Source organism: Bacteroidota bacterium, assembly GCA_020161395.1.
In the GTDB taxonomy this organism is placed as follows: Bacteria; Bacteroidota; Ignavibacteria; order Ignavibacteriales; family Ignavibacteriaceae; genus UTCHB3.
Map to the genome: position 1 here is coordinate 20,238 of JAIUOE010000009.1, position 23,997 is coordinate 44,234.

Consider the following 23,997-nt stretch of genomic DNA (forward strand, 5'->3'; position numbering starts at 1 on the left):
ACAACAAATATACGAAAAAGTTTCATTATGGAACTTAAGGGTATAAAAAAAGGGGGAGAAAGGGAGACGGGAAAGCCCCTTAAAAAAAAGTGGCACCCGAAAAATCAGATGCCACAAATATTATTGCATTATTGGATTACTGCATTATTGCATTACTTCAAAAGCAGCATTTTCATTTTTTGTGAGAAGGCTCCTGCTTTCATTTCGTAGAAGTAGATTCCCGAGCTGAGAGCTTTTGCATCGAATGAAGCCTCGTAGACTCCTTTGTCCATTTCGCGGTTGATGATTTCGGTGACCATGTTGCCGAGAATGTCATATACTTTTATGCTTACCAGACCGGGAGCTGCAACCGAGAATTTGATTTTGGTCTCGGGATTGAACGGGTTTGGATAGTTCTGGAAGAGTGCGAATGAAGCGGGCACCACATCCTGAACTTCCTTTACGGAAGTGATCACACCCCATTTTAGTCTGGCGTTTGCTATTGCATTGTCGAGGGTGGCATCGGAGTTTCCGGCTGCGAGTGCGAATGCCAGTTCGATGCTGTCACCGGGTGCTATGTTGAAAGGTCCGCCACCGACTACATGGGAAATGTCGCCGGGACCAATCTGCGATGTTGTTACGCCCGTTGAAAGGGAGTTAAATTTCTCGAGGTCGGTGTAGCCGTCATAAACATTTATTCCACCGACGGAACCGTCATTCATGATCGGTCTGAAGAGATAGTTGGTACCGCTTATGAACGCAGCGGCAACTTTCGTGGTGAAAGAGGCACTGTTGTTCCAGACTTTTCCGTAGTTACCTGCGGCATTCCATTCTGTTCTGTCACCTGATCCGTCGATAAGATCCCAGTCGAAATAGAGACCCGCATAGAGTCCGTTAACTGCCAGTTGTGAAGTGTTTTTTACTGTGTAGCGAACGATTACGAAGTCCTCATCGCTGGTGGCGGAATAGTTGTATGACCGCTGCTTAACCTGAAGTCCGAGTTTCGAACCACCTGCAAGATTGTCGTTGAAGGCACCGTATCCCTCGACATCAGCTTTTACACCCGGTATTTTAAGTGAGAAGGGGATTTCAGACTGAAAGTCTTTGTCCTGCACATTCTGGGTCTGTCCTCTTGCGGCATTAATTACCTGATTTGCTGCTGTTGAAAGCATGAGTGCACCTTCAAAAAGCATGTTGCTTTCGCCGTCGTAAACGAAGCCTTTCCCTTTTGAGTTGGTCGGGTAGTCGGCATATCCAAGATTACCGGTGCTGGTGACTGTTACGGCAACTTTGTTTCCGACTGTTGTGGCATAAGTGGGGTTACCAATTGTTGTAATCCACTGAAAATCTGTGTAGGGGCTGTCGTTCATATCAAGAATGAATGAAAGTTCCGAGTTTTCAGGGGCAGTGGTTGATATTGTAAACTGAAACAGACTTCCGGTATTGTCGAAAATATCACCCGACTGCTTTGCACCGAAAGAAACTGTCGGATTCGCAGTTACCGTTGCATTTGCTGTTTTGCTTACGAGGGTAACATTCAGATTGCTGACGGGATTAAGGATGTTTTTAAATTTTACAAATACAGTAATAGTTTCACCACGCTGGAAAATGCCGTCGTTGTTGCCTGTAACTGCATCGGAAAATACTGTTTCGATCGCTCTTACCGACTTAAAATCGTTTGACTGGAGAGAGCGCTGGGCGTTAATTCTTCCTTTTCCGAGGAGGAGGGCATACGAAGGATTAAGATTGTCGATGTTATCGGTGGAAACCCTTACTTTTTCGGCTGCCTGAAGGGGAGTGAGATTCGGGAACTGTGCCATCGTGAGGGCTACAAGTCCTGCAGTAATTGGTGAAGCCATTGAGGTGCCGCTGAGGCTTGCGTAGGTGTTATCCTGCCATGTGTTGTAGATGCTGCTTCCGGGGGAGGCAACATCGACATAGGTGCCGTAGTTTGAGAATGACGACCTTAGATCGGAGGATGTGGTGCTCGCAACGCCCATTACATTGTTGTATGCAGCGGGATAGAACGGATCCCTGAGGGAAGAGTTTCCTGCCGCCGAGACGACTACTGATCCGAGAGCCGTAACATCATTTATGATATTTTGTCCGAGAAGTGAATAACCGCCACCTCCCCAACTGCAGTTTATTACTTTTGCACCGTTTTGGGCTGCATAGAGGAGTCCTTCATAACCGTAAACGATGTAGGGGGAGCCTGAAGAGGGGTCTCTCTGGTCGTTTCTGGAGGTTTTAACAGCCATCACCTTTGAGTTGAAACCGATACCGGAAACGCCAACATTATTGTTGGTTACGGCACTTGCACATCCTGCGACATGTGTTCCGTGGTCGGGCTGGTCTTCCATCGGGTTGTTGTCTGGCGTGCCGTTCAAGCCGCCGAAATCCCATCCGCGATAATCGTCGATATAGCCGTTGTTGTCGTCGTCAATTCCGTTGCTTTCGATCTCGCCCGGGTTAATCCAGATGTTACCGGCGAGGTCGGGGTGGTTCCAGTCAACGCCTGTATCATCAATTCCAATGACGATTGAAGGGGAGCCCTGGTTGATGTCCCATGCTTCAGCAGCTTTGATTTTCGGGAGATACCACTGGGTGTTGTACGAAGGGTCGTTAGGTACAAATCCCGTTTTATAGACGATTCTGGGCTCGATCCACTCGATTTCAGCAACTTTTGAAAGTTTTGATGCTGCAAATTCGGGATCGATATCGGCGGAGTATTTGACCGAAATTATTCTTTCGATTCCGTTGACAGAGGAAGCCATCGCTTTTGGCGGGAAGAGTGTCTTAGTCGATTTCACATTAAGGAAATCCATTTTTTCTGCGAGTGAAGAGGAAAGTGTCGCCACTCCCTGTGCATCAGTTGCCGGGGCAAAACGGAATTTGACTATCAGTTCGTTCGAAAGATAATCAACATTTCCTTTAGAGATTACTCTCTGTGGAACCTGTTGTGCGGTGATCGCAAAAACGATAAAAAGGGACAAAAAGACGGCTTTTTTAACCGCGGAAAAGAAAAACATTTGTTACTCGATTATAGTTGAAGGGAAATGTAAATTTCTGCATTTATTCTGTAAAATACAAGGGGATATTTAATTGGTAAAAACAACAGATATACTCGATTATTCCATCCATTTCCAGGCAGGCACGACGAGAATGGATTTACCTCCCTTTGTGAAGTAATCGGAGGTATTGTGTGTGATGATTTGACCCGAATCAAGATTCAGTTTTGCAAGTGCTTCGACAAGACCGTTCAACTCCCTGTCAAGATTGCCTTCATTCAGGTCATAACAAACCTGAATTGCCCTGAACTCTCCGTTTTTTGACCGGGTGATAAAATCACATTCTTTGTTTTCCCTGAAATAGAAAATCTCATCACCACCCCTTTTAAGGTGAAGAAAAACTGAATTTTCGAGGATTCTCCCTCTGTCTGACGAGAAGGTGGAGCTGTTTACTGCCAACATCCCTGTATCGATGGAATATATTTTTTTCGGAGAGACAATTCTCTTTTTATAAGAGAAATTGAATTGCTGCAGAGTAAAAAAGAGATAACTGTCTTCGAAATGGTTTAGAATCGAGATTACCGTGTTTACCGATCCCGTTCCGAACAGTTTTTTTAGTGAAGTATATGAAAACTCCTTAGCGGAATTGGTGATCAGATAAAGTGCAAGTTCCTTCACAAATTTCTCCTCCCTGAGTCCGTTTCTTACGATTATATCCCGCATCAGGATATCAATCAGAAGTGTCTGAAGAAGATTCTGATCGCCGATTCTTAAATACTCGGGGAATCCTCCCTTGTTCAGATATTCGGTAAACGCCTCCGCTGAAGGCAGGATGGAGTAAAAATCACAAAACTCTCTGAATGAAAACGGGAAAAGCTCGGTTGCGAGGTGCCTGCCCGTAAGCTTTGTACCAAGTTCCTTGCTCAACATCGATGCATTTGAACCTGTGATTACCACCCTCTTACCCTTGTCGAGAAGTGTTCTTACAAATCTTTCCCATCCTTCAATATTTTGAATCTCATCAAAAAAACAGACTCCACTGAAGTCCCCGAAAATTTCATCCAGCTTAACGAAATCACCCGGTTCAAACTGAAACAGCCTCACATCTTCAAAGTTTAGATATTTGAAGTCCGGAGTTTGCTCGATCATTTGTCTCAGCAGGGTGCTCTTACCGCACCTTCTTATTCCGGTGATGATTGATGCAACTCCCGGTTGAGGGAGCATTTGAGGGAGCTTTTCCCGTGCTATTCCGGTTGGGGTCGAGAGAAGATACTCTCTTTGTTGGGACACTACATCGGTAAGTGTTTGATATGTAATCATTTAACTATGCTTTTCATTACTAATGAACAAAAGTTTTCATTACTAATGAACAATATAAGCATTTAATTTGTAATTTTAAACCGTTGCAGAAAAAATGAGACCTGCAGCTTTTCATCTCGCAGATAACCCCCCTAAAATATTACTGCATTATTGGATTATTGCATTATTGCATTACTGCATTATTGGATTACTGCATTAATAAAAGATTACATCGTGGCTGGTGAATTCCCCTTTGTCGTACTCGAATTTGGCGGAGAATACCTTACCCGAGCCGAACCACTTCATAAAAATTGTGTCACCTTCCCAGAGATTGAGGTTGAAGAGTTCCGAGTCGGGTATCCACTCGAGAACACCTTCGGGGGAGTCGATCAGGTCACCGGAGAACTCCTCTGCGGTAAAAACAAAAACATACCAGTCATCAATGTCATCAAATGCCGGGAAGGTGATGAACCCCTCCATTTTGGGATTTTTTATCTCGAGTCCCGACTCTTCCCTTACCTCTCTGATGACACATTCCTCGGGTGTCTCCCCCGGTTCAAACTTGCCTCCGAGCCCGTTCCACTTCCCTTCATGCATGTCATTTTCCTTTTTTATTCTGTGGAGCATGAGAGTTGTGCCGTTTTTCACATCCTTGACATAACAAAGTGTGGCAAGTTTCATTTTTACTTTCCTTTCATCGAAAAGTTTTGTAGGTTTAACAGTGAGATTTAGGGGTTTATTAATTTAATTGATTAACTGCCCAAATTTAAGAAACAACGGGTACTTAACATGCTAAACAATCCAAAACTTTACGAAATAAATACCCGCGTATGGATCAAAAAATTCGGTCCTGATGCAAAAATAAAAGATATTCCTGTTACTGTTTGGAGCGATCTGAGGGAAAAGGGGATAAACTTCATCTGGCTGCTCGGGCTGTGGAAGACCTGTGGCGACAATATCGACGAAACCTGTTTCACCCCTGAACTTGTGAGACAATATAATGCCGCATTGAAAGACTGGACACGGGACGATGTAATCGGGTCACCTTTTGCGATCGATGATTATGTAATCAATCCCGATCTTGGCTCGGAAGCAGATGTTCTCCAACTTAAGAAGACACTTAACGACCTTGGAATGGCACTTATCCTCGACTTTGTGCCCAACCATTTCGGTTCAACAAGCAGAGTGCTGCGGGACAATCCTGAAATTTTCCTTTCTGTCGACAAAAAATCATTTGAAGAAGAGCCACATACCTACTTCTCATCACCATTCCATAAAAATCAGTTTTTTGCCCATGGAAGAGATCCGTTTTTCCCTGCGTGGCGCGATACCGTACAATTGAATTATTTTAATCCCTTCACCCGCGACTACATGTCGGGGGTTTTGCAGAATATCAGTCAGTTGTGCGACGGGGTAAGGTGTTCGATGTCGATGCTGATTCTTAATAATGTTTTTGGAAACACCTGGAGCGGAGCGGCAGATCAGCATAAATATCCCGAGACAAATGACGAGTTTTGGCAGTCTGCAATAAAGGAGATAAAGTCGTTTAATCCCGGGTTCATTTTCATAGCCGAGACTTACTGGAATCTTGAAAGATCACTTCAAAATCTCGGGTTCGATTACACCACCGACAAAGTGCTTTATGACAAATTAAAAAACAACGGTGCAAATGAAATAAGGGGTCATCTGACCGCGGACATGAATATGCAGCAAAAATCGGTTCGATTTGTCGAGAAATATGAGGAGGAGAGGGCACTTCACGCATTCGGACACGATAAATCGATGGCAGCGGCAGTAATCGCGACTACAATTCCGGGTTTGACACTCTATCAGGACGGACAATGGGAAGGGAGGAAACAGAAACAGCCACTTCAACTCGGGAGGGAGGCGCAGGCGCAGATTCATCCAAAAGTTGAGAAATTCTACAAAAAACTGCTGCAAATCACCAACGACAGGGCTTTTAAGGATGGTATTTGGGAGCTGCTCTTTTGTCACCGTGCGTGGGATGACAATGGATCCAGTGCAAACTTGCTTGCCTGGAAGTGGAAACTCGCAGTGAGGAATGTTCTTGTTGTGGTAAACTACTCGCCCGTCCAATCCCAGTGTCTGTTGAAATTCCCGGTTTCAATTGCTGATGACAGAGTGCTTTTGAACGATGTGCTTAATGACAAAATTTACATAAGATCACTCGCGGAAGTGCTGGAGAAAGGTTTGTATATCGACCTTCCTCCTTATAAAAGTCACATTTTCGTTTTTGATGAGGAATACACAGATTCAGGCAACTACTATTGAACGCTATGCAGTTACTTCTCTGCCGGTTTCATTGACCACCCAGTTCTTCATGGCTGTTATCAGCGACTCCATCACGATGATCACATTTTCCCGTGTGGTCTCGTCAAGGGTGTCAAAAATTTCTTTATGTACTAAAATATGCCCCATGTTTATCTTATTGATGTAGGGTCTGCTTTGCCCGGTAAGGTAAACATTAAAACTTCTTTTATCGATCTCGTCCTGCTTCCTTGAAACGAGTTTCTTCTCCTCAAGCGAAGTGAGGATGTGAGTTATCCTGCCGGGTGTTAGAGCCAAATGTGTGGATAACTCCTTAATTGAAATAAAATGCCTTTCACCAAATAGCATCAGAAGTCTTAACTCTGCAGGGGTGAGATTATAACACCTCGCAAAGAACTCTTCCTTTCTGCCACACTCTCTGGAAAGCGAACAGGTTAATTCCGCAAACTTTTTTGCTGTTTCGTCTATCATGTCACTATTTAAATTATTTTACCCCGTAAATTATACGATTGTAAAACAACTAACTAATAAGACTTTACTCAAATAATAATGTTGAAGTATGATGTCAGAGGTTTGAAGTATGAAAGAAAAAACAGGGGATTTCACAATTATGAAAAAATGTTTATATAAGTTTCGATATCATTTATCCTAAAATATGCGATAAAAACTGATCTTATGATCGCTTTATTTTCACTTCTGATAAACACCCCTCTTTCTCTGTACGGAGTCAACCATGAAAAATACAGACCCGAACAATTTCCGAGAGAAATTAGATACAATAATGTCCCAGGATATTGCACTTTGTTATCAATGTGGCAAATGTTCTGCGGGCTGTCCCGTGAGGGACTTTACCGAAACTCCACCCAACAGGGTTGGAAGATTCGTACAACTGGGCTTTTACGAAAAAGCAATTTCTTCACCATCAATCTGGCTGTGTGCCGGGTGTCAGACTTGTAGCACGAGGTGCCCGCAAGGTTTCGATATGGCGCGGTTCATGGATGCCCTCCGTGAACTGGCAATAGAGTATGGAATAAAACCGCCTGACCCCGATGGCATGGCTTTCCACAGATCATTCCTTAACCAGATAAAAAACTTCGGCAGATCTTATGAGATCGGCTTCCTCCTCGAATATAAACTTAAAACACGACATTTTTTCCAGGACCTCGACCTGGCTCCCGTTACCTTGATTAAAGGGAAACTGGGTTTGCTTCCTCCAAAAGTAAAAGGGAAGAAGAGCATCAGGAAGATTTTCGCTGAAGCGGAAGGAGGCAAGGCATGAATCTCGGTTATTATCCCGGATGTTCCGCTGAAGGAACCGGAAAAGAAGCCGACCTCTCCCTCAAGGAGGTTTTTAAAGTTCTTGACATTGGACTCGATGAACTTGAAGACTGGTCTTGCTGCGGCGCCACCTCGGCACATGTCACTTCCCATCTTCTCTCGGTTGCATTACCGGCACGGAATCTGTTGCTTGCGCAAAAGCAGGGATTAAACGAACTTCTCGCTCCCTGTGCAGCCTGTTACAGCAGACTGGTCTCATCACAAAAAGAGATGAGACTCGATGAAAAAACCCGTATGCGGGTCGAGGAACTGCTCGAAGACAAAATGAACACAGGAATGAAAATCTGCAATCTTCTTCAGGTGTTTGAAGAGATCGGTCCCGAAAAGTTGAAGGATCACATAACAGCAGATCTTAAAAACCTGAAGGTTGCCTGTTACTACGGTTGTCTGCTTGTAAGACCTGCAGATATCGCCCTTGCCGATGATGTCGAAGATCCTCATTCGATGGAAGCGATTGTGGAGGCAACGGGTGCAAAAACGGTGAACTGGAACTTCAAAACCGAGTGCTGCGGAGCCGCTCACTCGATAGCCCACACAGATATTGTGGTAAAACTGAGCAAAAAGATACTTGATGATGCCATAAAGCGGGGTGCGGATGTAATTGCTGTTGCCTGCCCGATGTGCCACTCAAACCTTGACATGAGGCAAATTGCCATTATCGATCAGGACAAGGGAAGAAATCCGATACCCGTCCTCTACCTTACCGAACTTATCGGACTCGCGATGGGAATCGACCCTGCTGCACTCGGTATCAATTCGCATTATATTGATGTAAAACCAATCCTTTCGAAAATAACAAAGCGGGAGGTTGTATGCGCATAGGAGTTTTTGTCTGCCATTGCGGTGAAAATATCGGCAGAACAGTTGATTGCCATGCAGTAGCGGAGGCATGCGCCCATTTTCCGGGGGTTGCCCATTCTGAAGACTACAAATATATGTGCTCGGACCCCGGACAAAACCTGATAAAACAGGCGATCAGGGAGAAGGGTCTCGATGCTGTTGTGGTGGGTTCATGCTCGCCCCACATGCACGAAAAGACATTCAGAAAAGCGTGTGCCGATGCAGGTGTAAATCCTTACATGGTCGAGATAGCCAATTTGAGGGAACACTGCAGTTGGATACACGATGACATTAAGGCAGGCACGAGGAAATCGATCGACCTGATGCGGTTCGCGGTTGAAAAAGTAAAGTTTAATGTTCCGCTTTCCCCGATTCGTGTTCCTGTTACCAAACGAACCCTCGTAATCGGCGGTGGAATCTCAGGAATCCAGGCAGCACTTGATGTAGCCAATGCGGGTTATGAAGTGGTGCTGGTTGAGAAGGAACCCTCAATCGGCGGGCACATGAGTCAGCTTTCGGAGACATTTCCTACTTTGGACTGCTCGCAGTGTATCCTCACCCCAAGGATGGTCGAAGTCTATCAACACCCCAAAATTAAACTGATGTCCTATTCTGAAGTGGAAAAAGTCGATGGATTTATCGGCAATTTTACCGTAACAATCAGAAAAAAAGCAAAATCGATAAAAGAAGAGTTCTGCACGGGATGCGGACTTTGTGCTCAAAAATGCCCGATCAAGAAAAAGGCTCTCAGCGAATTCGACGAAGGGCTTTCCTTCCGGTCTGCGATGTATGTCCCTTTCCCTCAGGCGGTTCCGAATATCCCGGTTATTGACAGAGAGGTGTGTACCTATTTCAAAAACGGGAAGTGTGCCCTGTGCAAGAGCGTCTGCGGACGCGATGCAATCGACTTCGATCAGCAGGATAGATTCGTGAAAGAGGAGGTCGGTGCCATTATAGTTGCCACGGGATATAAACTCTACACAATCGATAAAAAACCCGAGGGGAGCATCTATAAAGGCTACGGAGAGTACGGATACGGCAAATACAAAGATGTGATTGACGGACTTCAGTTCGAGAGAATCGCAAGTGCGTCGGGTCCCACTTCGGGAGAAATCCTTCGTCCTTCCGATAACAAGGAACCACAAAAGATAGTGTTTATCCAGTGTGTCGGCTCCCGCGACGAATCGAAAGGCATCTCATACTGCAGTAAAATCTGTTGCATGTACACAGCCAAACACGCGATGCTCTACAAACACAAGGTTCATCACGGTGAAGCTTATGTCTTCTATATGGATATCAGATCGGGCGGAAAGAACTATGAGGAATTTGTTCGCCGCGCAATCGAGGAAGACCATGTGAAGTATATCCGCGGAAGGGTTTCGAAGATATATGAGGAAGACGGAAAGCTGATCGTCAGAGGTGAGGATACAATCGCCGGAATGCCCGTCACGATTGATGCCGACCTCGTCGTTCTGGCGACTGCGATGGTGCCTCAGCCCGAAGCTTCAGTGCTAGCCCAGACCCTGGGTGTCTCTTACGATAAATATGGTTACTTCCAGGAAGTGCATCCGAAGTTGAGACCGGTGGAAACCGCCACGGGTGGAATCTTCCTTGCGGGTGCCTGCCACTCACCGCGCGATATCCCCGAGTGTGTTTCGATGGCTTCCGCTGCGGCTGCAAAAACGATGGTTCTTTTTGGTTCAGACATGCTCGAAAGGGAGCCCGTTGTCGCAGAAGTGGATCCCTCCACCTGTGCTGGGTGCTTCTATTGCAAGAAGGTTTGTGCCTATAATGCCATTGACATCAACGAGATAAGAGACAGAAAAGGACAGCTTCAAAAAGTGGTTGCTCATGTAAATTCGGGACTCTGTCAGGGGTGCGGAACATGTAATGCGACCTGCCCTTCAAAGTCGATTGAACTGATCGGCTTTAGAGATGACCAGATATTCGCCCAGATAAATGCTTTTGCAGAGGTATAACATGGAAGAGAAATTTGAACCCAAAATAGCAGCGTTTGTCTGTAACTGGTGTACCTATACCGGAGCTGATCTGGCGGGTACCTCACGATTGAAACAACAGCCAAATGCAAGATTGATTCGTGTACCGTGTACGGGAAGAATCGATCCCGTTTTTATAATAAAAGCGTTCGAAAGTGGTGCCGATGGTGTACTCGTTTCGGGTTGCCACCCCGGTGACTGCCACTACAATGCCGGAAACTTCCACGCCCGAAGAAGGTGGATAATGTTCAGGGAGTTGCTTGAGTTTGCCGGTATCGACTCGTCCCGGCTCCACTTCTCATGGGTCTCAGCTTCCGAAGGGAAAAAGTGGGTTGATGTGATCGACGGCGTAACCGAAACCGTAAGGAAAAAGGGACCTTTCGATCAGTACAGGAAAATGTCCAGAAAGATCGAACTTCCCGAATTGGAAGAGGAAGGAGTTGAAATCTGATGAACGGACTGAATGAAGTTTGTCGTGAAGCCATTTCCGGGAATAAAGCTGCCCTCATCATCGGCTACACAGAGGACAAACACCATCACCTGAAACCCTTTATCGCTCACACAGAGGCGGATACTGATAAACTCACTTACAACCACAATGCAGTTAATAATCTGGCTGTCTATCTCCACCGGTTTCGTAACCGGACTGAAGGGAGGATCGGAATCGTTGTTAAGCCGTGCGATCTGAAAGCCATCACTGCCCTGATTCAGGAAAACCGCGTAAAGCGGGATGACCTCTATGTAATCGGAGTGAACTGCAGCGGAGTGGTCAAGGATCAGAACAAGGAATTCTCGAAGGAGAACACACAGATAAAATGCAAAACCTGTGCAGGAAAAACACCAGCCTGGTACGATGTCGTTGTTGAAGAGTCTGTTGAGTTCGAACTCCCCGAAGATAACAACGCCCTTCTGATGAAACAGATCGAGGAAATGTCTGCCGAAGAGCGACTGGAATTCTGGAACTCGGAGTTCGAAAAATGTATCAAGTGCTACGCCTGCCGGGAAGTTTGTCCCATGTGCTACTGTGATCAGTGCATCGTTGATAAAACAGAACCCCGCTGGATAGAAAGCAGTGCCACAAACAGGGCAAATTTCGCCTGGAACATGATCCGTGCCTTCCATCAGGCAGGCAGATGTATCGGCTGTGGCGAGTGCGATCGCGTTTGTCCCGCTGACATCCCCCTCTCACTCCTCAACAGAAAGATGGGAATGGTGGCATTTAAGGAATTCGGCTACAGACACGGAACGGATATGAACGCACCGACCCTGATTGGTACCTTCAGCACTTCCGACCATGAAGAATTTATCAGGTAGGAGGCAATATGAAACTGATGAAAATAGAAAAAGCAAATCTCTCCCGGCTGATCGATCAACTTAAAAAGGATAACCACCGGGTTATCGGGGTGACGCCCGACGGAAAGAGGTTCTCTGAAAATTTCGATGAATCCCTCAAATTCATGGAAACGGATACACCTCCGACAGCCATCTCGTTTAAGGAACATTTTTTCCCTAAAACGGAAGCCCTGTTCCACTATAAAAACAATAACGGAGCCATCGACCTGAAGGAACCCGTTATTGACGAGAGAAAGACCGTTGTATTCGGTGCAAGGCCATGCGACTCTGCATCACTTCCCATACTCTCGAAGGTCTTCAACTGGGATTATGCCGATGATTTCTTCAATCGAAGAGTCGAAAACTCGATAATCATCGGAACGGAATGTAATCACCGGGATGACTGGTGCTTCTGCAACGAGGTTGGCTTGTCGCAGGAATCGGAGAAGGGTTCCGATATCTTTATGATTCCGGTTGAAGATGCATTCCTCGTGAAAACAATTTCTGAGAAAGGTGCGAAATTCATCGAAGAATACTCAGGTTTTTTCGAATCTTATACGGGAATTCCTCCTGCTGAAAACAAAAACGGACACGAAGAAAAGAAATTCGACTATGACAATGTGAAAAAGTGGCTCGACAGCCATTTCGATCATGGATTCTGGGACGAGGCGGGGGAAACCTGCCTGAGTTGCGGGCAGTGTGCTTTTGTTTGTCCGACCTGCCACTGTTTCGACATTGTGGATGAGCAGTGCGGAACATGCTCGGGTGTAAGAGCGAAAAACTGGGATGCGTGCCAGTTCTCCCTTTTCACAAAGCATGCCTCGGGACACAACCCCAGGGACAGCCGCGAAAAGAGATACAGGCAGAGAATCTCCCACAAATTCAAATACTACAACGACAAATTCTCTGAAATCTTGTGCACGGGCTGCGGAAGATGTTCGCGCGGATGCCCCGTTTCCATCGACATACTTGAGCTGGTGGAAGAGATTGATCATTTAGCACATTCAAATGCAGGTTGAAAGGAGGATCAAATGAATATTTACAAACCCGAACTCGTTGAAATCATAGATATAATTCAGGAGACTCCTGACATAAAAACCTTCAAACTTCAGTTTATAAGCAAAAAGATGCGTGAGGAGTTTTCGTTCCTTGCGGGTCAGTTTGCCGAATATTCCGTTTTCGGCGAGGGAGAGTGCACATTCTGTATCGCCTCCCCTCCGACACGAACCGAATATCTCGAATGTTCGTTTAAGATCGCCGGAAAAGTAACGGGAGCTTTGAACAAAATGAACAAAGGCGATATCATCGGACTGAGAGGTCCCTACGGGAACCACTTCCCCCTTGAGAAGATGGAAGGCAAAAATGTTGTCCTCATCGCAGGCGGAATAGGGCTTGCCCCTGTCAGGTGCATCATTTGGAATGTGCTCGATCTACGAGAACGCTTCAAAGATGTTACCATTATCTATGGTGCCCGCTCGGTTACCGATCTGGTTTACAAGAGGGAACTGGAAGAGTGGAAAGGGATGGATGGAGTAAAGACCGTTGTTACCGTAGATCCGGGGGGTGAAACTCCTGACTGGAACGGTGAAGTGGGATTTGTCCCCTCCATAGTCGAGAAGGTTGCTCCCGCTTCGGAAAACAGTGTAGCTGTCATTTGCGGACCACCGGTTATGATAAAATATACATTCCCTGTCCTCGAGAAACTCGGCTTCACCGAAGACAATATGATTACCACCCTCGAAAACAGGATGAAGTGCGGACTCGGGAAGTGCGGCAGGTGCAACATCGGAAGCGTCTATGTTTGTAAGGACGGTCCCGTCTTCTCATACAAAGAACTGCAGGAACTTCCGCAGGAGTACTGATTGTTATTTCAGAGGTTGTCACTTTACAAGGTGACAACCTCCCCTCATTTTCCAACCTTTGTGGTTATCATTCCAATCTTTATTATTTTAGTGTAATGGATTATTAAAATTTTAGAGAGAAAAAATGTCAACACTTCCCGGACCAAAAACCATTGAATTCCCTGAGGATAATCTCGAGAAAAAAGTTTATTCTATTGCTGAAGAATTGAAGGAATATATGCCTGTGCCCAGTGACCGGAACAGACTCGGTTACATGCTCTATAAATATGCAACCAAAGAGGGCGATGCACCTGAAATTATTGTTAAATCGGGCAAGTTTAAATTGGAAGGCATCTCGAAGGAAAATCTCGCTTCCCTTCTTACCGAAAAACTGAAGAAATTCGATTTATAAAAACCGGGCTGCAGAAGGGTGATCCTGCCTGCAGCCGGTAATTCCTTATCCCGGTGTGGGGAATCCGTTACAGAGGTTTCTCCAGTTCTGCATCTGTATCGGCAATAAATTTGGCAACCTTGTCTATATCGTAAGGACTTCCGATAAAGATCGGACATCTCTCGTGAAGTGAATTTGGTATCTCTTCAAGCACTCTGGTATATCCCGTTATTGCCTTCCCTCCGCATGCTTCCACAATAAACGAAACAGGATTGCACTCATACATCAGTCTTAATTTCCCTTTGGGGTTCCGGCTGTCTGCTGGGTACATAAAGATGCCGCCGTATAAAATGGTTCTGTGCACATCTGCCACCATCGACCCGATATAGCGGGTTGAGTAGGGTCTCCCCGTTGATTTGTCCTCTTCCTGAAGCCATTTGATATATTTTTTCAAACCGGGGTGCCAGTATTTGTAGTTCCCTTCATTGATACTGTAGATTTTTCCCTTTTCGGGTATTCTGATATCGTGGTGGGAAAGGATAAATTCACCGATAGAGGGGTCAAGCGTAAAACCGTGAACTCCTTCACCTGTGGTATAAACAAGCATAGTTGAGGAGCCATAAATTACATATCCTGCTGCTACTTGCTGAGTCCCCGGTTGCAAACAGTCTTCAAGTGTACCGGGGCCGTCTCCCTCCGAAACCCTTTTATAGATCGAGAATATCGTACCGATGTTTACATTGGCATCAATATTTGAAGACCCGTCGAGGGGATCGAACAGAAGAACATATTTTCCGATAGTGAAGTGGTGGGGGATGTGGATGATATCCTCTTCTTCTTCAGATGCCATGATACAAAGCTGACCGCCATGATCCATTGCCTTGAAGATCATGTCATGTGCATACATGTCAAGTTTTTTTACCGATTCTCCGTGAACATTTGTATCGCCCGTGAAGCCAAGTATCTCGACAAGTCCGGCTTTGTTCACTTCCCTCGAAATGATTTTTGCAGCAATTGAAAGATCCGACAATATCCTTGAGAGTGCCCCCGTCGCTTCGGGATGCTTCCGTTCCTCCTCGATGATATATCGCTCGAGTGTCATAAAGGGTGTTTGTGACATATTAATTTCTTCTCCGTATGTATTTTTTTTTGATCTACTGAAATATAATACAAAAAGGAGAGTTTATGAAGCGATTAGCAAATTAGTTGCATGCCAGAAGTTCGGGAAGTGATATCCATAGATTTCACAACCTTATATCGTCCTGCAGGAATAAATATTGGCAAAGTATTAAAAGGTTTAGTATCGGAATCGAAAAAAAATGAAGTATCGAGAAGCAATATCGAACTTTTTGTCTGACCGGCTTGCCACCACTTTTTCAGATAAAACGATACATTAAATGTCTGCCCCCTCTAGAGACAGCCCTATAAATTAGTTGTAGTTTTTGGTTTTCGACCCCCGAATGAATTCGAGGGCTATTGGTAATGTATGCTACTCTGTTACTTCGCTACTCCGCTACTTCAAGAGCAAAGCTTTCATCGTTTTTGAATATGTTGTCTTACTCACAAGCGATTGCGCTTCAATGCGGAAAATGTAAACTCCTGATGAGAGTTTTGTTCCATCAAATCTCTTCTCGTAAAACCCTTTCTCCATTTCACCTGATACAAGTTCTGCAACCTTCTGACCCGTGATGTTGTAAACTGTTAGCATTACGCTGCTCTTCTCCTTGAGGGAGAATTTAATAACCGTTTCAGGATTGAATGGATTAGGATAATTATTTAGAAGATTGTATTCAAAAACTTCCGAATTTGTCGTCTGAGATTGTTGTTTAGGAAGTCCAAGTGGAATAACTGATTTGTTGGAAAACACCATAGTGTCTGCGAGCCTTACAACAAGGTCTTTGATGAACAGGGAGTTGGGAAAATCAGTCCTCAATTTATTGAATGTGATTTTTGCTCCTTTTTTATCCATTTGAGAACCGGTCTGATACAATGCTTTTTTGTACAGGGAATATTCAGCAGGGTATTTCCCCGGATATCTCGTAATGATATCGTCATATACTGTGTTTACATCCTCTGTTCACTATGTAGATGTACTTAGATTTTGGATTATAACCCGCAAGATGGCTATACTCTTCAAAATATCCTGTTTGTACCATCGGGGGGTCTGTAGGATTTACAGGGAAACTTCCCGTAGGTGAGGTTTCTATTTCACTTATCCAGCTTTTTGGAATTGCAGAAGTTTCATCCCAATATTTGGCAGCCAGCCATCTGAGTTTGAGTAAAGTAGATTCCATCGGTTTAACAGAACTTATAAATTCCCGGACAGCAGTATATCATTTATTAGTATCTTGTTCAAACGCAGGATTTTGCCAGGTTCCCGCTTTTGTTACATAGTTATATTTTTGAGTTTGGCGGGTAAAGATATTGAACGGAAAAATCAAAAAAGCTGGTGTGGGGAAAGTAATCTATCCCCGGTCTGTTCTGTGAGAATGCACAAAACGAAATGAACACAAACATAATGTATAATCTTGCATGTTTCATCTTTTTAATTTTCTTTTATTTTATTTAATGTATATTACTTTGACGGTTTTGGTCGTCGCCCCCTTCTGCAGGTCAGAAGAAACCCTTATCATATAGGTGCCGCTTGAAATATTGAGGGCACCAAAGTTTATATCCTCATTGTGTTCACCTCTTGTTTTGTAGTTTGATTTCGAATAAATTTCTCTTCCCATTATGTCAAATACCTGAATTTGTATAATTCCATCTTTGGGGATTATGTATTTAAGATCTGTGCTTCCGTCTATGGGATTTGGGGAGGTAAATATCTCAATTTCTGAAGGAAGGGATAAATCCTTCTCATCTCCAATGTCAGTGGGTTTTCTTGTGCCTTTTATTATAAAAGTGTTGCCTTGTTTTGCTCTTACATCGTAAAACGCATTCTCCAGGATGCAAATATCATCTGCTCCGTCACCCGTAACATTGCCTATTCTGCCGCCAAAATTAAAAGAATAAAAACCCGGGTCTGCGGGAGAATAGACTCTCGCTTTTTCATCCGGAATTGGGTTGCCTCCAAGGTAAAGCCTCGCGCTGGTGTAGAATGTATGAATTATTATATCGTTAAATCCATCAGCATTTACATCACCGGGGGAAAACAGATATGACCAACTATTGTTTTGTGTGTTAAAACCTTCAACGGCATTCGTGTTAACAGGTCTTGAACCGTTAAAAAGCACTGCTCCGAACCAATATGGAAATATATTTTCGATTGCGTCTACTGTGATAATATCGCTTTTCCCGTCACCATTCATATCAGGCACTGGATGAATGCGGGAGGCGTATTCTGCGTAAGCGTCCTTAATATCAGAAGTGTACTCGAAAGTAAAAGTCGAATCTCCAAATAAAAATCTCTTGGCAGTTTTTGGATTTCCGTTAGGGTTTCTGATAACAAATGATGGATCACCTTTTTTGTCTCCGTCTATGTCCATAAATGAGAAAGCGCTTTGCACAGTACTCATCCCATATCCATCTGTTTGGATTGGTGGCGTATATGTATAAACCTCTTGAAGTGGATTTGTGTAAGAAGACTTAAAAAAATACATTGTACCTGTGTAATTTCCACTTGAAGGTGGGATTGTGTAATATTGATGACACAGTATTAATTCTTCCCATCCATCTCCGTCAATATCCGCCGGCCATTCCCGTCCCATCATAAGTATGTAAGATGCAGAAGTATCAGGGAACTGGAATTCAAAATCCGGTATTGTGTCAAAATCCGGTCCGCCATAATACACTTTGTACCAATGATCAGTTTCTCGATGTGATTTTTGACCAATTATAAGGTCTCTGTAGCTGTCCCTGTTTACATCACAGGCAGTAACAGCATAAGCACCCGCAGGATGAAAGATCGAATATGCAGGAATAGAACTCAGTGGATCGCCTCCAAAGAAGAAATGGGCAAATCCCCATTTTTTGTATTCTCCATTTGCACTGTCTTGCTCCACAAGTACAAAATCGTCATATCCATCATTGTTCTGGTCTCCCAGATATACAACTGATTGATCCCAGTGCCATGCCCGGCGGACAAGCACAACAGAATCGAACTGGGCACTAACTTCATTTGTGCAAACAACTAAAAGCAGCAGAAATGAAAACGAGACAAATTGAAAAGGGTTATTTGTTAGTTTAGACATAGAATTTCCTCACACAAAGTTTGTGTTGATGGATCAAAAAATAGATATTTAGAATGAAAAGTTTCAGGAAGGTACAGAAAAATTGGGGGACCCGTAAAACCGGGATAGGAGATAAAAAGAGAAGACAGAAAGTTAACAAACCAAAACGGAGGTATGGCAAGTTTCCCGGCAGAAGACAAAAAAATTTCCCAAGTGTTGATAATAAGCCCGGCTTTAAGAACTATAAACAATGAACCCATGATACATTTTACTCACAATGAATTGTGCAACACTGAATCAAATTAAAATCCAACGCTCACTTTAACATCATAACAACATCCGAATAAAAAAAGGTAAAAGGTAATACCTTTTCCTGATTGCATTATAGAAAAATTATTTTTAATTCAGTGAGTTCCAGAATGATTTTTCGAGGGCAGAATAATTGTTTAATTTACAGGGAAAAATAGTAGCAAAGGTGAAAAAGGCTAATTTTAGGATCGATAAAAAATGATCCGGGAAGTAACATCAAACTTTTTGGCTGACCTGAGTATCAGTAATTTTTAAGGTGACCCCTTATATCAGGATTGATTCCAAATTTAAGAGAGTGGAATATAAATTATCTATATTTCGGCAGTATTATTACTTTACTGCCAATTTATAGTCCCTAAAGAGAAATTATAATGCCATAATACAAAAAAAGGCTGACCGATAATTACAGCGGACAGCCTTAATTGGAAATTTGTGACTTCGTGACTCTGTGACTTTTATTTGAGCAGTTGAGGTTGCCACATTTCCCTTTTATTTTGAAAGCAACAACTCCTGATCTTTATACTGAAGCTGATACAATTTATAGTAGAGACCTTTGTTTTCGAGAAGTTTATCATGATTCCCCATCTCCTTGATTTCCCCTTTGTGCATAACGATAATTTTGTCGGCATTTCTTATCGTGGAGAGGCGATGGGCGATAACGATGGCGGTTCTTCCTTCGAGAAGTGTCTCGATGGCGGTCTGAATCATCTTTTCGGTTTCGGTATCCACACTTGAAGTGGCTTCGTCGAGGATCAGGATACTCGGATCGTGAGCGAGAGCTCTGGCGAAAGAGATCAACTGCTTCTGTCCTACAGAGAGGGTTGCTCCCCGTTCCTTAACGGGCTCATCATATTTGTTCGGCAGCAATTCGATAAAACGGTGGGCACCTACATGCTTCGCTGCCTCGATAATCTTTTCATCGGAAATTGCAGGGTCGTTCATGCCGATATTCGATTTTATTGTGCCAAAGAAGAGGAAAACATCCTGCAGAACTATTGAAATCTTCCTTCTCAACTCCCTTTTATCAACCTGAGTGATATCAACACCGTCAATTTTTATTTTACCTTTGTTGATGTCGTAAAAACGGGTGAGAATATTGATGATACTCGTTTTGCCGGCACCCGTTGCTCCTACAATTGCAATGGTTTCACCGGGATTTATCGAAAATGAGATATCCTTAAGTATGTAGTTATCGTCGTTGTAAGCGAAGTGGACCCGTTCAAACTCAATTTTTCCCTTCACCTCATCCAACGGTTTTGGATTTTCAGGATTCTTAATAAATGACTCGTCATCGAGCAATCCGAAAATTCTTTCGGAGGAAGCCATCGCGGTCTGCATGATGTTATACTTCTCGGAGAGGTCTCTGATCGGTCTGAAAAACATTTCTGTATATTGAATGAAAGCGAAAAGAACACCAAGAGAGATGTTGTTCTGAATTACATCACCACCACCGTACCAGATTATCAATGCAACTGCGGCAGAGGAAATTAACTCGACACCCGGGAAAAAAACCGCATAATAGAAGACCGATTTAATGTTTTCATCCCTGTGATCACCGTTTATCCCGGCAAACTTTATAGCTTCCTCTTTTTCCTTGTTGAAGAGGCGAACAATACCCATACCGGTAATATGCTCCTGCAGATACGAGTTCAGTCGTGCTAGATACATCCTGATATCCCTGTATGACTCCCTCACCTTCTTTCTGAAAAGGAAGGTTCCGTATATCAGCAGGGGAAGGACTGAAAGGGTTATCAGCGCCAGTTCCCAGTTGATGAAGAACATAAAACCGAGAATCCATAAAATGATAAAGACATCACTGAAGACCATTACGATACCCGAGGAGAAGAGTTCGTTTAGCGATTCCACATCATTCGTTACTCTGGTTACAAGTCTGCCGATAGGTGTCCTGTCGAAAAAACTGACGGAGAGTTTTTGAGTATGGCGAAAAAGTTTCTTCCTTAGGTCAAGAATTGTCTTCTGACCGAGCAGTTGTGTGTAGTAAGTGAGGAAATACTGTATGACAGACTGCGTAGCCAGAGCTCCGAACAAAGCCAGGGCAATGAGGAGCAAGCCGTTAAAATCACTGTTGAAAATCTTGTCATCAATGGCTATTTTTGTCAGGTAGGGCCTCAAAGGTCCCAAACCGGCAACCAGCACATTCAGAAGTATCGCAATTACCACATATTTTTTGTAGGGCTTCACAAAACCGAGAAGCCGTTTCATCAGCTTCGAGTCGTACGCTTTACCTAATACTTCATCTTCGGAATTTATCTTCTTCGCCATTTTATCTCTATATAATCTTGTAGTATTTATCGCCGTTAAAGAAACTTTTAATATTGGAAACTGTTGTCTCCAGAATTCTTTCTACAGCTTCAATTGAGTCAAATGCAATATGTGGTGTAATAATCACATTTTCCCTTCTAAGAAGGATGTTCCTTTTTAGAATTGCTTCCATCTGTTCGGGAGAAACATTTTTTGAGAGCATCTGATTTTCTTCACCTGCGAGGTCCTCACCCTCGAACACATCGAGTCCTGCACCACTGAATATGCCGTTGTCGATTGCATAATAAAGGGCTGAGGGTTCTATCAATCCGGCTCTTGCGGTGTTTATAAACAGAGCACCTTTTTTTACCAGACCGATGTTTTCCATATTTAAAAGGTAGTGGGTGTTTTCATTGTATGGACAGTGAAGGGAAATTATATCGGATTTCGAGAGCAACTCTTCGAGAGTGGCATATTTAAATTCGAGTATCTCTTCAAAAATGTGATTCTGCACAGGATCGAAAACGAGGATGTTCATTCCGAATCCCTTTGCCATTTTAATAACATGAGTTCCGATGCTTCCTGCGCCGATTATGCCGATCGTCTTATCTTTCAGATCGAAACCTCTCAGACCCTGAAGGGAAAAATTCCCCTGAATAGAGCGGACATAAGCCTTGTGCAGATTCCTTGAAAGAGCCAGAATGAGGGCAAAAGTATGTTCCGCTACCGTGTTTTCGCCATAGTAGGGGACATTACAAACCGAGATGTTCCGCTTTTGTGCCGCATCCAGATTGACATGATTGAATCCCGTGCTGCGGGTGGAAATAAGTTTCAGGGAGGGGAGGTTGTGCAGTACCTGTTCAGTCAGTTTTGAATAGATAAAAACCGAGACAACATCCGCATCGTTCGCCTTTTCCCAGTTGTTGACTGTAAGAGGCTCTTTGTAAAATTCGAGAATGAAGTTTTTGTCAAATTTTCTCTTGATATATTTTTTCTCATCACCGTCGATCTCAAAAAACGCAATTTTTATCTGTGACATGGCAATATTCCTTATATTTCTTCGATTTCCTGTTCAAGTAATTGTCTCGAGTAGATACCGGCATAGAGTCCGTTCAACTGCAGCAACTCTTCATGCGTACCTTCTTCAATAATTCTTCCCTTGTCGAGAACCACGATTTTGTCGGCGTCTTTCACAGTTGAAACCCTGTGACTTACCATTATGGTGGTTCTCTCTTTCATGAATCCGCGGAGTCCCTGAAGAATTTCCTCCTCGGTGTGGGTATCAACGGCAGAGAAGGAATCATCGAGTATTAAAATTTTTGGTTCAATCATAAGGGCTCTGGTGAGGGATGCTCTTTGTTTTTGACCACCGGAAAGGGTTATTCCCCTCTCGCCAACCATGGTATCGAAACCTTCGGGGAACTGCAGCACATCCTTGGAGAACTGGGCAATTTCAGCTTTTTGCATCAATTCCTGCTCCGAGGCATCATCCTTCCCGTAACAGATGTTGTTCCTTATGGTATCAGAGAAGAGGAAAGCCTCCTGCGGCACAAATCCGATGGAACGGCGAAGTGTCTTCAGTGATATGTCTTTGATGTTTACACCATCAATAAAAATATCTCCAGATGAGGCATCGAACAGGCGGGGAATGAGATTGATAAGAGTACTCTTTCCGCTTCCTGTACTCCCCATCAACGCGATCGAGTGGCCAGCCGGCATTTTCAGGTTAAGATCATGCAAAACCCAGGGGAGATCATCCCCGTACTTAAAGGAAACATTCCGGAATTCTATTTCCCCTTTGATGTCCTTCAAAGCACTTTCGGCTTCAGAGACATCCTTGATCTCGATCTTCTCAGCCATCATTTTGTTTAATCTCGCCATGCTTGCTTCCGCCTGCTGAATAATATTGATTACCCATCCGAGAGCGATCATGGGCCAGATCAGTATTCCAAGATACATAACCAGAGCAGTTACATCACCGATCATCAGGGTTTTATTGATTACAGCAGAACCGCCTGTCCAGATGGTCACGATGACCGAAAGACCTGTGACCAGAAAAAGAGTAGGCTGAAACAAAGCCTGAATCTTGATCAGGTGCATGTTTCGTGTCAGATATTCTTTGCTTAAACGGTCAAAATCTTCTATTTCCCTCTCTTCCGCCACATAAGACTTTATAACCCTGATACCCGAAAAATTTTCCTGGGCTTTTGTGGTAAGATCAGAGAATTTCTCCTGTATGAGGGTAAATCTTTTATGAACTTTCTGTCCGACGGTATATACAAGAAATGAAAGGATCGGGAGCGGAATAAGGCTCCAAAGAGTCACTTCAAGACTTATCATCGACATGATGGAGACAACTATGATCATCCTTATGCCTGTATCGATGGAATACATCACTGCGGGACCGATGAACATTCTTACGGCACTGATGTCATTGGTGGCGTGTGCCATAATGTTGCCGGTGGAATGATTCTGGAAAAAGCGGAGAGAGAGGTTTTGGATGTGTTCCCAAAAATCCTGACGAAGATCGTATTCAATCTTTCGGGATATCACGATGATGGTCTGCCGGATCATAAACCGGAAAATACCCGCAATGAGAGTGGAACCCACTATAAGCAGGGCATACTTCAATAATTTTTCGTGTGCAAGTCCGTTTTGAAGGTCATTCAACGAGTCCTTTATTATAATCGGGACATACACCGTGAAGAGGTTTGATACGATGATAAAGAAAATCCCCGCAAACAGAGCTGTTTTATAGCGGGCAAAATATTTCTTCAGCGACCTGAGGTTTTTCATTTTTTTCCGGAAATTCTAAAAATTGAAGTCTGAAAAATCGCACATTTTACAACAGGATTAAAAAACTATTATTCAAACGGTTGTATTTTGTGTTAATATATGTTGTAACAACATTTCTTGAGAGATGGTTCAGATTCCCATTTTAGA

Annotated in this window: 20 protein-coding genes; 9 read left to right on the top strand and 11 right to left on the bottom strand. The window is 43.8% G+C overall.

What is annotated here, in order from left to right; all coding sequences use genetic code 11:
* Positions 1 to 152 precede the first annotated feature (152 nt).
* The 3 genes from LCH52_13380 to LCH52_13390 form a co-directional block, all read right to left on the bottom strand.
* On the bottom strand, positions 153 to 3,008 hold the full coding sequence (locus LCH52_13380) for a S8 family serine peptidase (protein MCA0389474.1): 2,856 nt from the start codon (positions 3,006 to 3,008) through the stop codon (positions 153 to 155).
* A 99-nt stretch (positions 3,009 to 3,107) separates the two neighbouring features.
* Entirely contained in the window at positions 3,108 to 4,307 is a 1,200-nt protein-coding gene (locus LCH52_13385; GenBank protein ID MCA0389475.1) for an ATP-binding protein, read from the bottom strand.
* A 195-nt stretch (positions 4,308 to 4,502) separates the two neighbouring features.
* Complete coding sequence (locus LCH52_13390) at positions 4,503 to 4,967, bottom strand: 8-oxo-dGTP diphosphatase (GenBank protein ID MCA0389476.1); 465 nt, start codon at positions 4,965 to 4,967, stop codon at positions 4,503 to 4,505.
* Between the two features lie 108 nt (positions 4,968 to 5,075).
* On the opposite strand from LCH52_13390, the gene LCH52_13395 reads away from it, so the two are divergent.
* Positions 5,076 to 6,578 carry a glycosidase gene (locus LCH52_13395; GenBank protein ID MCA0389477.1) on the top strand — a complete coding sequence of 501 codons (1,503 nt, stop codon included), beginning with the start codon at positions 5,076 to 5,078 and terminating at the stop codon, positions 6,576 to 6,578.
* A 3-nt stretch (positions 6,579 to 6,581) separates the two neighbouring features.
* Here the strand turns inward: LCH52_13395 and LCH52_13400 are convergent, their stop codons facing one another.
* Positions 6,582 to 7,046, bottom strand: coding sequence for a MarR family transcriptional regulator (locus LCH52_13400; protein ID MCA0389478.1), 465 nt, complete (start codon positions 7,044 to 7,046; stop codon positions 6,582 to 6,584).
* Between the two features lie 262 nt (positions 7,047 to 7,308).
* Between LCH52_13400 and LCH52_13405 the strand changes: the two genes are divergently transcribed.
* The 8 genes from LCH52_13405 (at position 7,309) to LCH52_13440 (ending at position 14,335) form a co-directional block, all read left to right on the top strand.
* Positions 7,309 to 7,854 (top strand): 4Fe-4S dicluster domain-containing protein, encoded by a 546-nt coding sequence (locus tag LCH52_13405; GenBank protein ID MCA0389479.1) that lies wholly within the window; start codon positions 7,309 to 7,311, stop codon positions 7,852 to 7,854.
* Positions 7,851 to 8,735 (top strand): CoB--CoM heterodisulfide reductase iron-sulfur subunit B family protein, encoded by an 885-nt coding sequence (locus tag LCH52_13410; protein MCA0389480.1) that lies wholly within the window; start codon positions 7,851 to 7,853, stop codon positions 8,733 to 8,735. Before LCH52_13405 ends, LCH52_13410 begins: the two co-directional genes overlap by 4 nt.
* The gene (locus LCH52_13415; protein ID MCA0389481.1) at positions 8,726 to 10,732 is read left to right on the top strand and encodes a CoB--CoM heterodisulfide reductase iron-sulfur subunit A family protein; all 2,007 of its coding nucleotides are present in this window, start codon (positions 8,726 to 8,728) and stop codon (positions 10,730 to 10,732) included. Before LCH52_13410 ends, LCH52_13415 begins: the two co-directional genes overlap by 10 nt.
* Position 10,733: 1 nt before the next feature.
* A complete protein-coding gene (locus LCH52_13420) occupies positions 10,734 to 11,201 on the top strand; it encodes a hydrogenase iron-sulfur subunit (GenBank protein MCA0389482.1) in 468 nt (155 codons plus the stop codon).
* Positions 11,201 to 12,064: a 4Fe-4S dicluster domain-containing protein gene (locus LCH52_13425; protein MCA0389483.1), complete on the top strand. Its 864-nt coding sequence runs from the start codon at positions 11,201 to 11,203 to the stop codon at positions 12,062 to 12,064. Before LCH52_13420 ends, LCH52_13425 begins: the two co-directional genes overlap by 1 nt.
* An 8-nt stretch (positions 12,065 to 12,072) precedes the next feature.
* Positions 12,073 to 13,101, top strand: coding sequence for a 4Fe-4S dicluster domain-containing protein (locus LCH52_13430; GenBank protein ID MCA0389484.1), 1,029 nt, complete (start codon positions 12,073 to 12,075; stop codon positions 13,099 to 13,101).
* A gap of 12 nt (positions 13,102 to 13,113) precedes the next feature.
* Positions 13,114 to 13,944 (top strand): FAD/NAD(P)-binding protein, encoded by an 831-nt coding sequence (locus LCH52_13435; protein MCA0389485.1) that lies wholly within the window; start codon positions 13,114 to 13,116, stop codon positions 13,942 to 13,944.
* A 124-nt stretch (positions 13,945 to 14,068) separates the two neighbouring features.
* Complete coding sequence (locus LCH52_13440) at positions 14,069 to 14,335, top strand: hypothetical protein (GenBank protein ID MCA0389486.1); 267 nt, start codon at positions 14,069 to 14,071, stop codon at positions 14,333 to 14,335.
* 67 nt (positions 14,336 to 14,402) lie between these two features.
* Here the strand turns inward: LCH52_13440 and fbp are convergent, their stop codons facing one another.
* The 7 genes from fbp to LCH52_13475 form a co-directional block, all read right to left on the bottom strand.
* Positions 14,403 to 15,434: a class 1 fructose-bisphosphatase gene (gene fbp / locus LCH52_13445; protein MCA0389487.1), complete on the bottom strand. Its 1,032-nt coding sequence runs from the start codon at positions 15,432 to 15,434 to the stop codon at positions 14,403 to 14,405.
* 393 nt (positions 15,435 to 15,827) lie between these two features.
* A complete protein-coding gene (locus LCH52_13450) occupies positions 15,828 to 16,283 on the bottom strand; it encodes a T9SS type A sorting domain-containing protein (GenBank protein ID MCA0389488.1) in 456 nt (151 codons plus the stop codon).
* An 82-nt stretch (positions 16,284 to 16,365) separates the two neighbouring features.
* Positions 16,366 to 16,608, bottom strand: a complete 243-nt coding sequence (locus tag LCH52_13455) for a hypothetical protein (GenBank protein ID MCA0389489.1) — start codon at positions 16,606 to 16,608, stop codon at positions 16,366 to 16,368.
* 267 nt (positions 16,609 to 16,875) lie between these two features.
* Positions 16,876 to 18,504 (bottom strand): T9SS type A sorting domain-containing protein, encoded by a 1,629-nt coding sequence (locus tag LCH52_13460; GenBank protein MCA0389490.1) that lies wholly within the window; start codon positions 18,502 to 18,504, stop codon positions 16,876 to 16,878.
* A gap of 777 nt (positions 18,505 to 19,281) precedes the next feature.
* On the bottom strand, positions 19,282 to 21,075 hold the full coding sequence (locus LCH52_13465; protein MCA0389491.1) for an ABC transporter ATP-binding protein/permease: 1,794 nt from the start codon (positions 21,073 to 21,075) through the stop codon (positions 19,282 to 19,284).
* 7 nt (positions 21,076 to 21,082) lie between these two features.
* Positions 21,083 to 22,093 carry a hydroxyacid dehydrogenase gene (locus LCH52_13470; protein ID MCA0389492.1) on the bottom strand — a complete coding sequence of 337 codons (1,011 nt, stop codon included), beginning with the start codon at positions 22,091 to 22,093 and terminating at the stop codon, positions 21,083 to 21,085.
* A gap of 11 nt (positions 22,094 to 22,104) precedes the next feature.
* Positions 22,105 to 23,850: an ABC transporter ATP-binding protein/permease gene (locus tag LCH52_13475; GenBank protein ID MCA0389493.1), complete on the bottom strand. Its 1,746-nt coding sequence runs from the start codon at positions 23,848 to 23,850 to the stop codon at positions 22,105 to 22,107.
* Between the last annotated feature and the right edge of the window lie 147 nt (positions 23,851 to 23,997).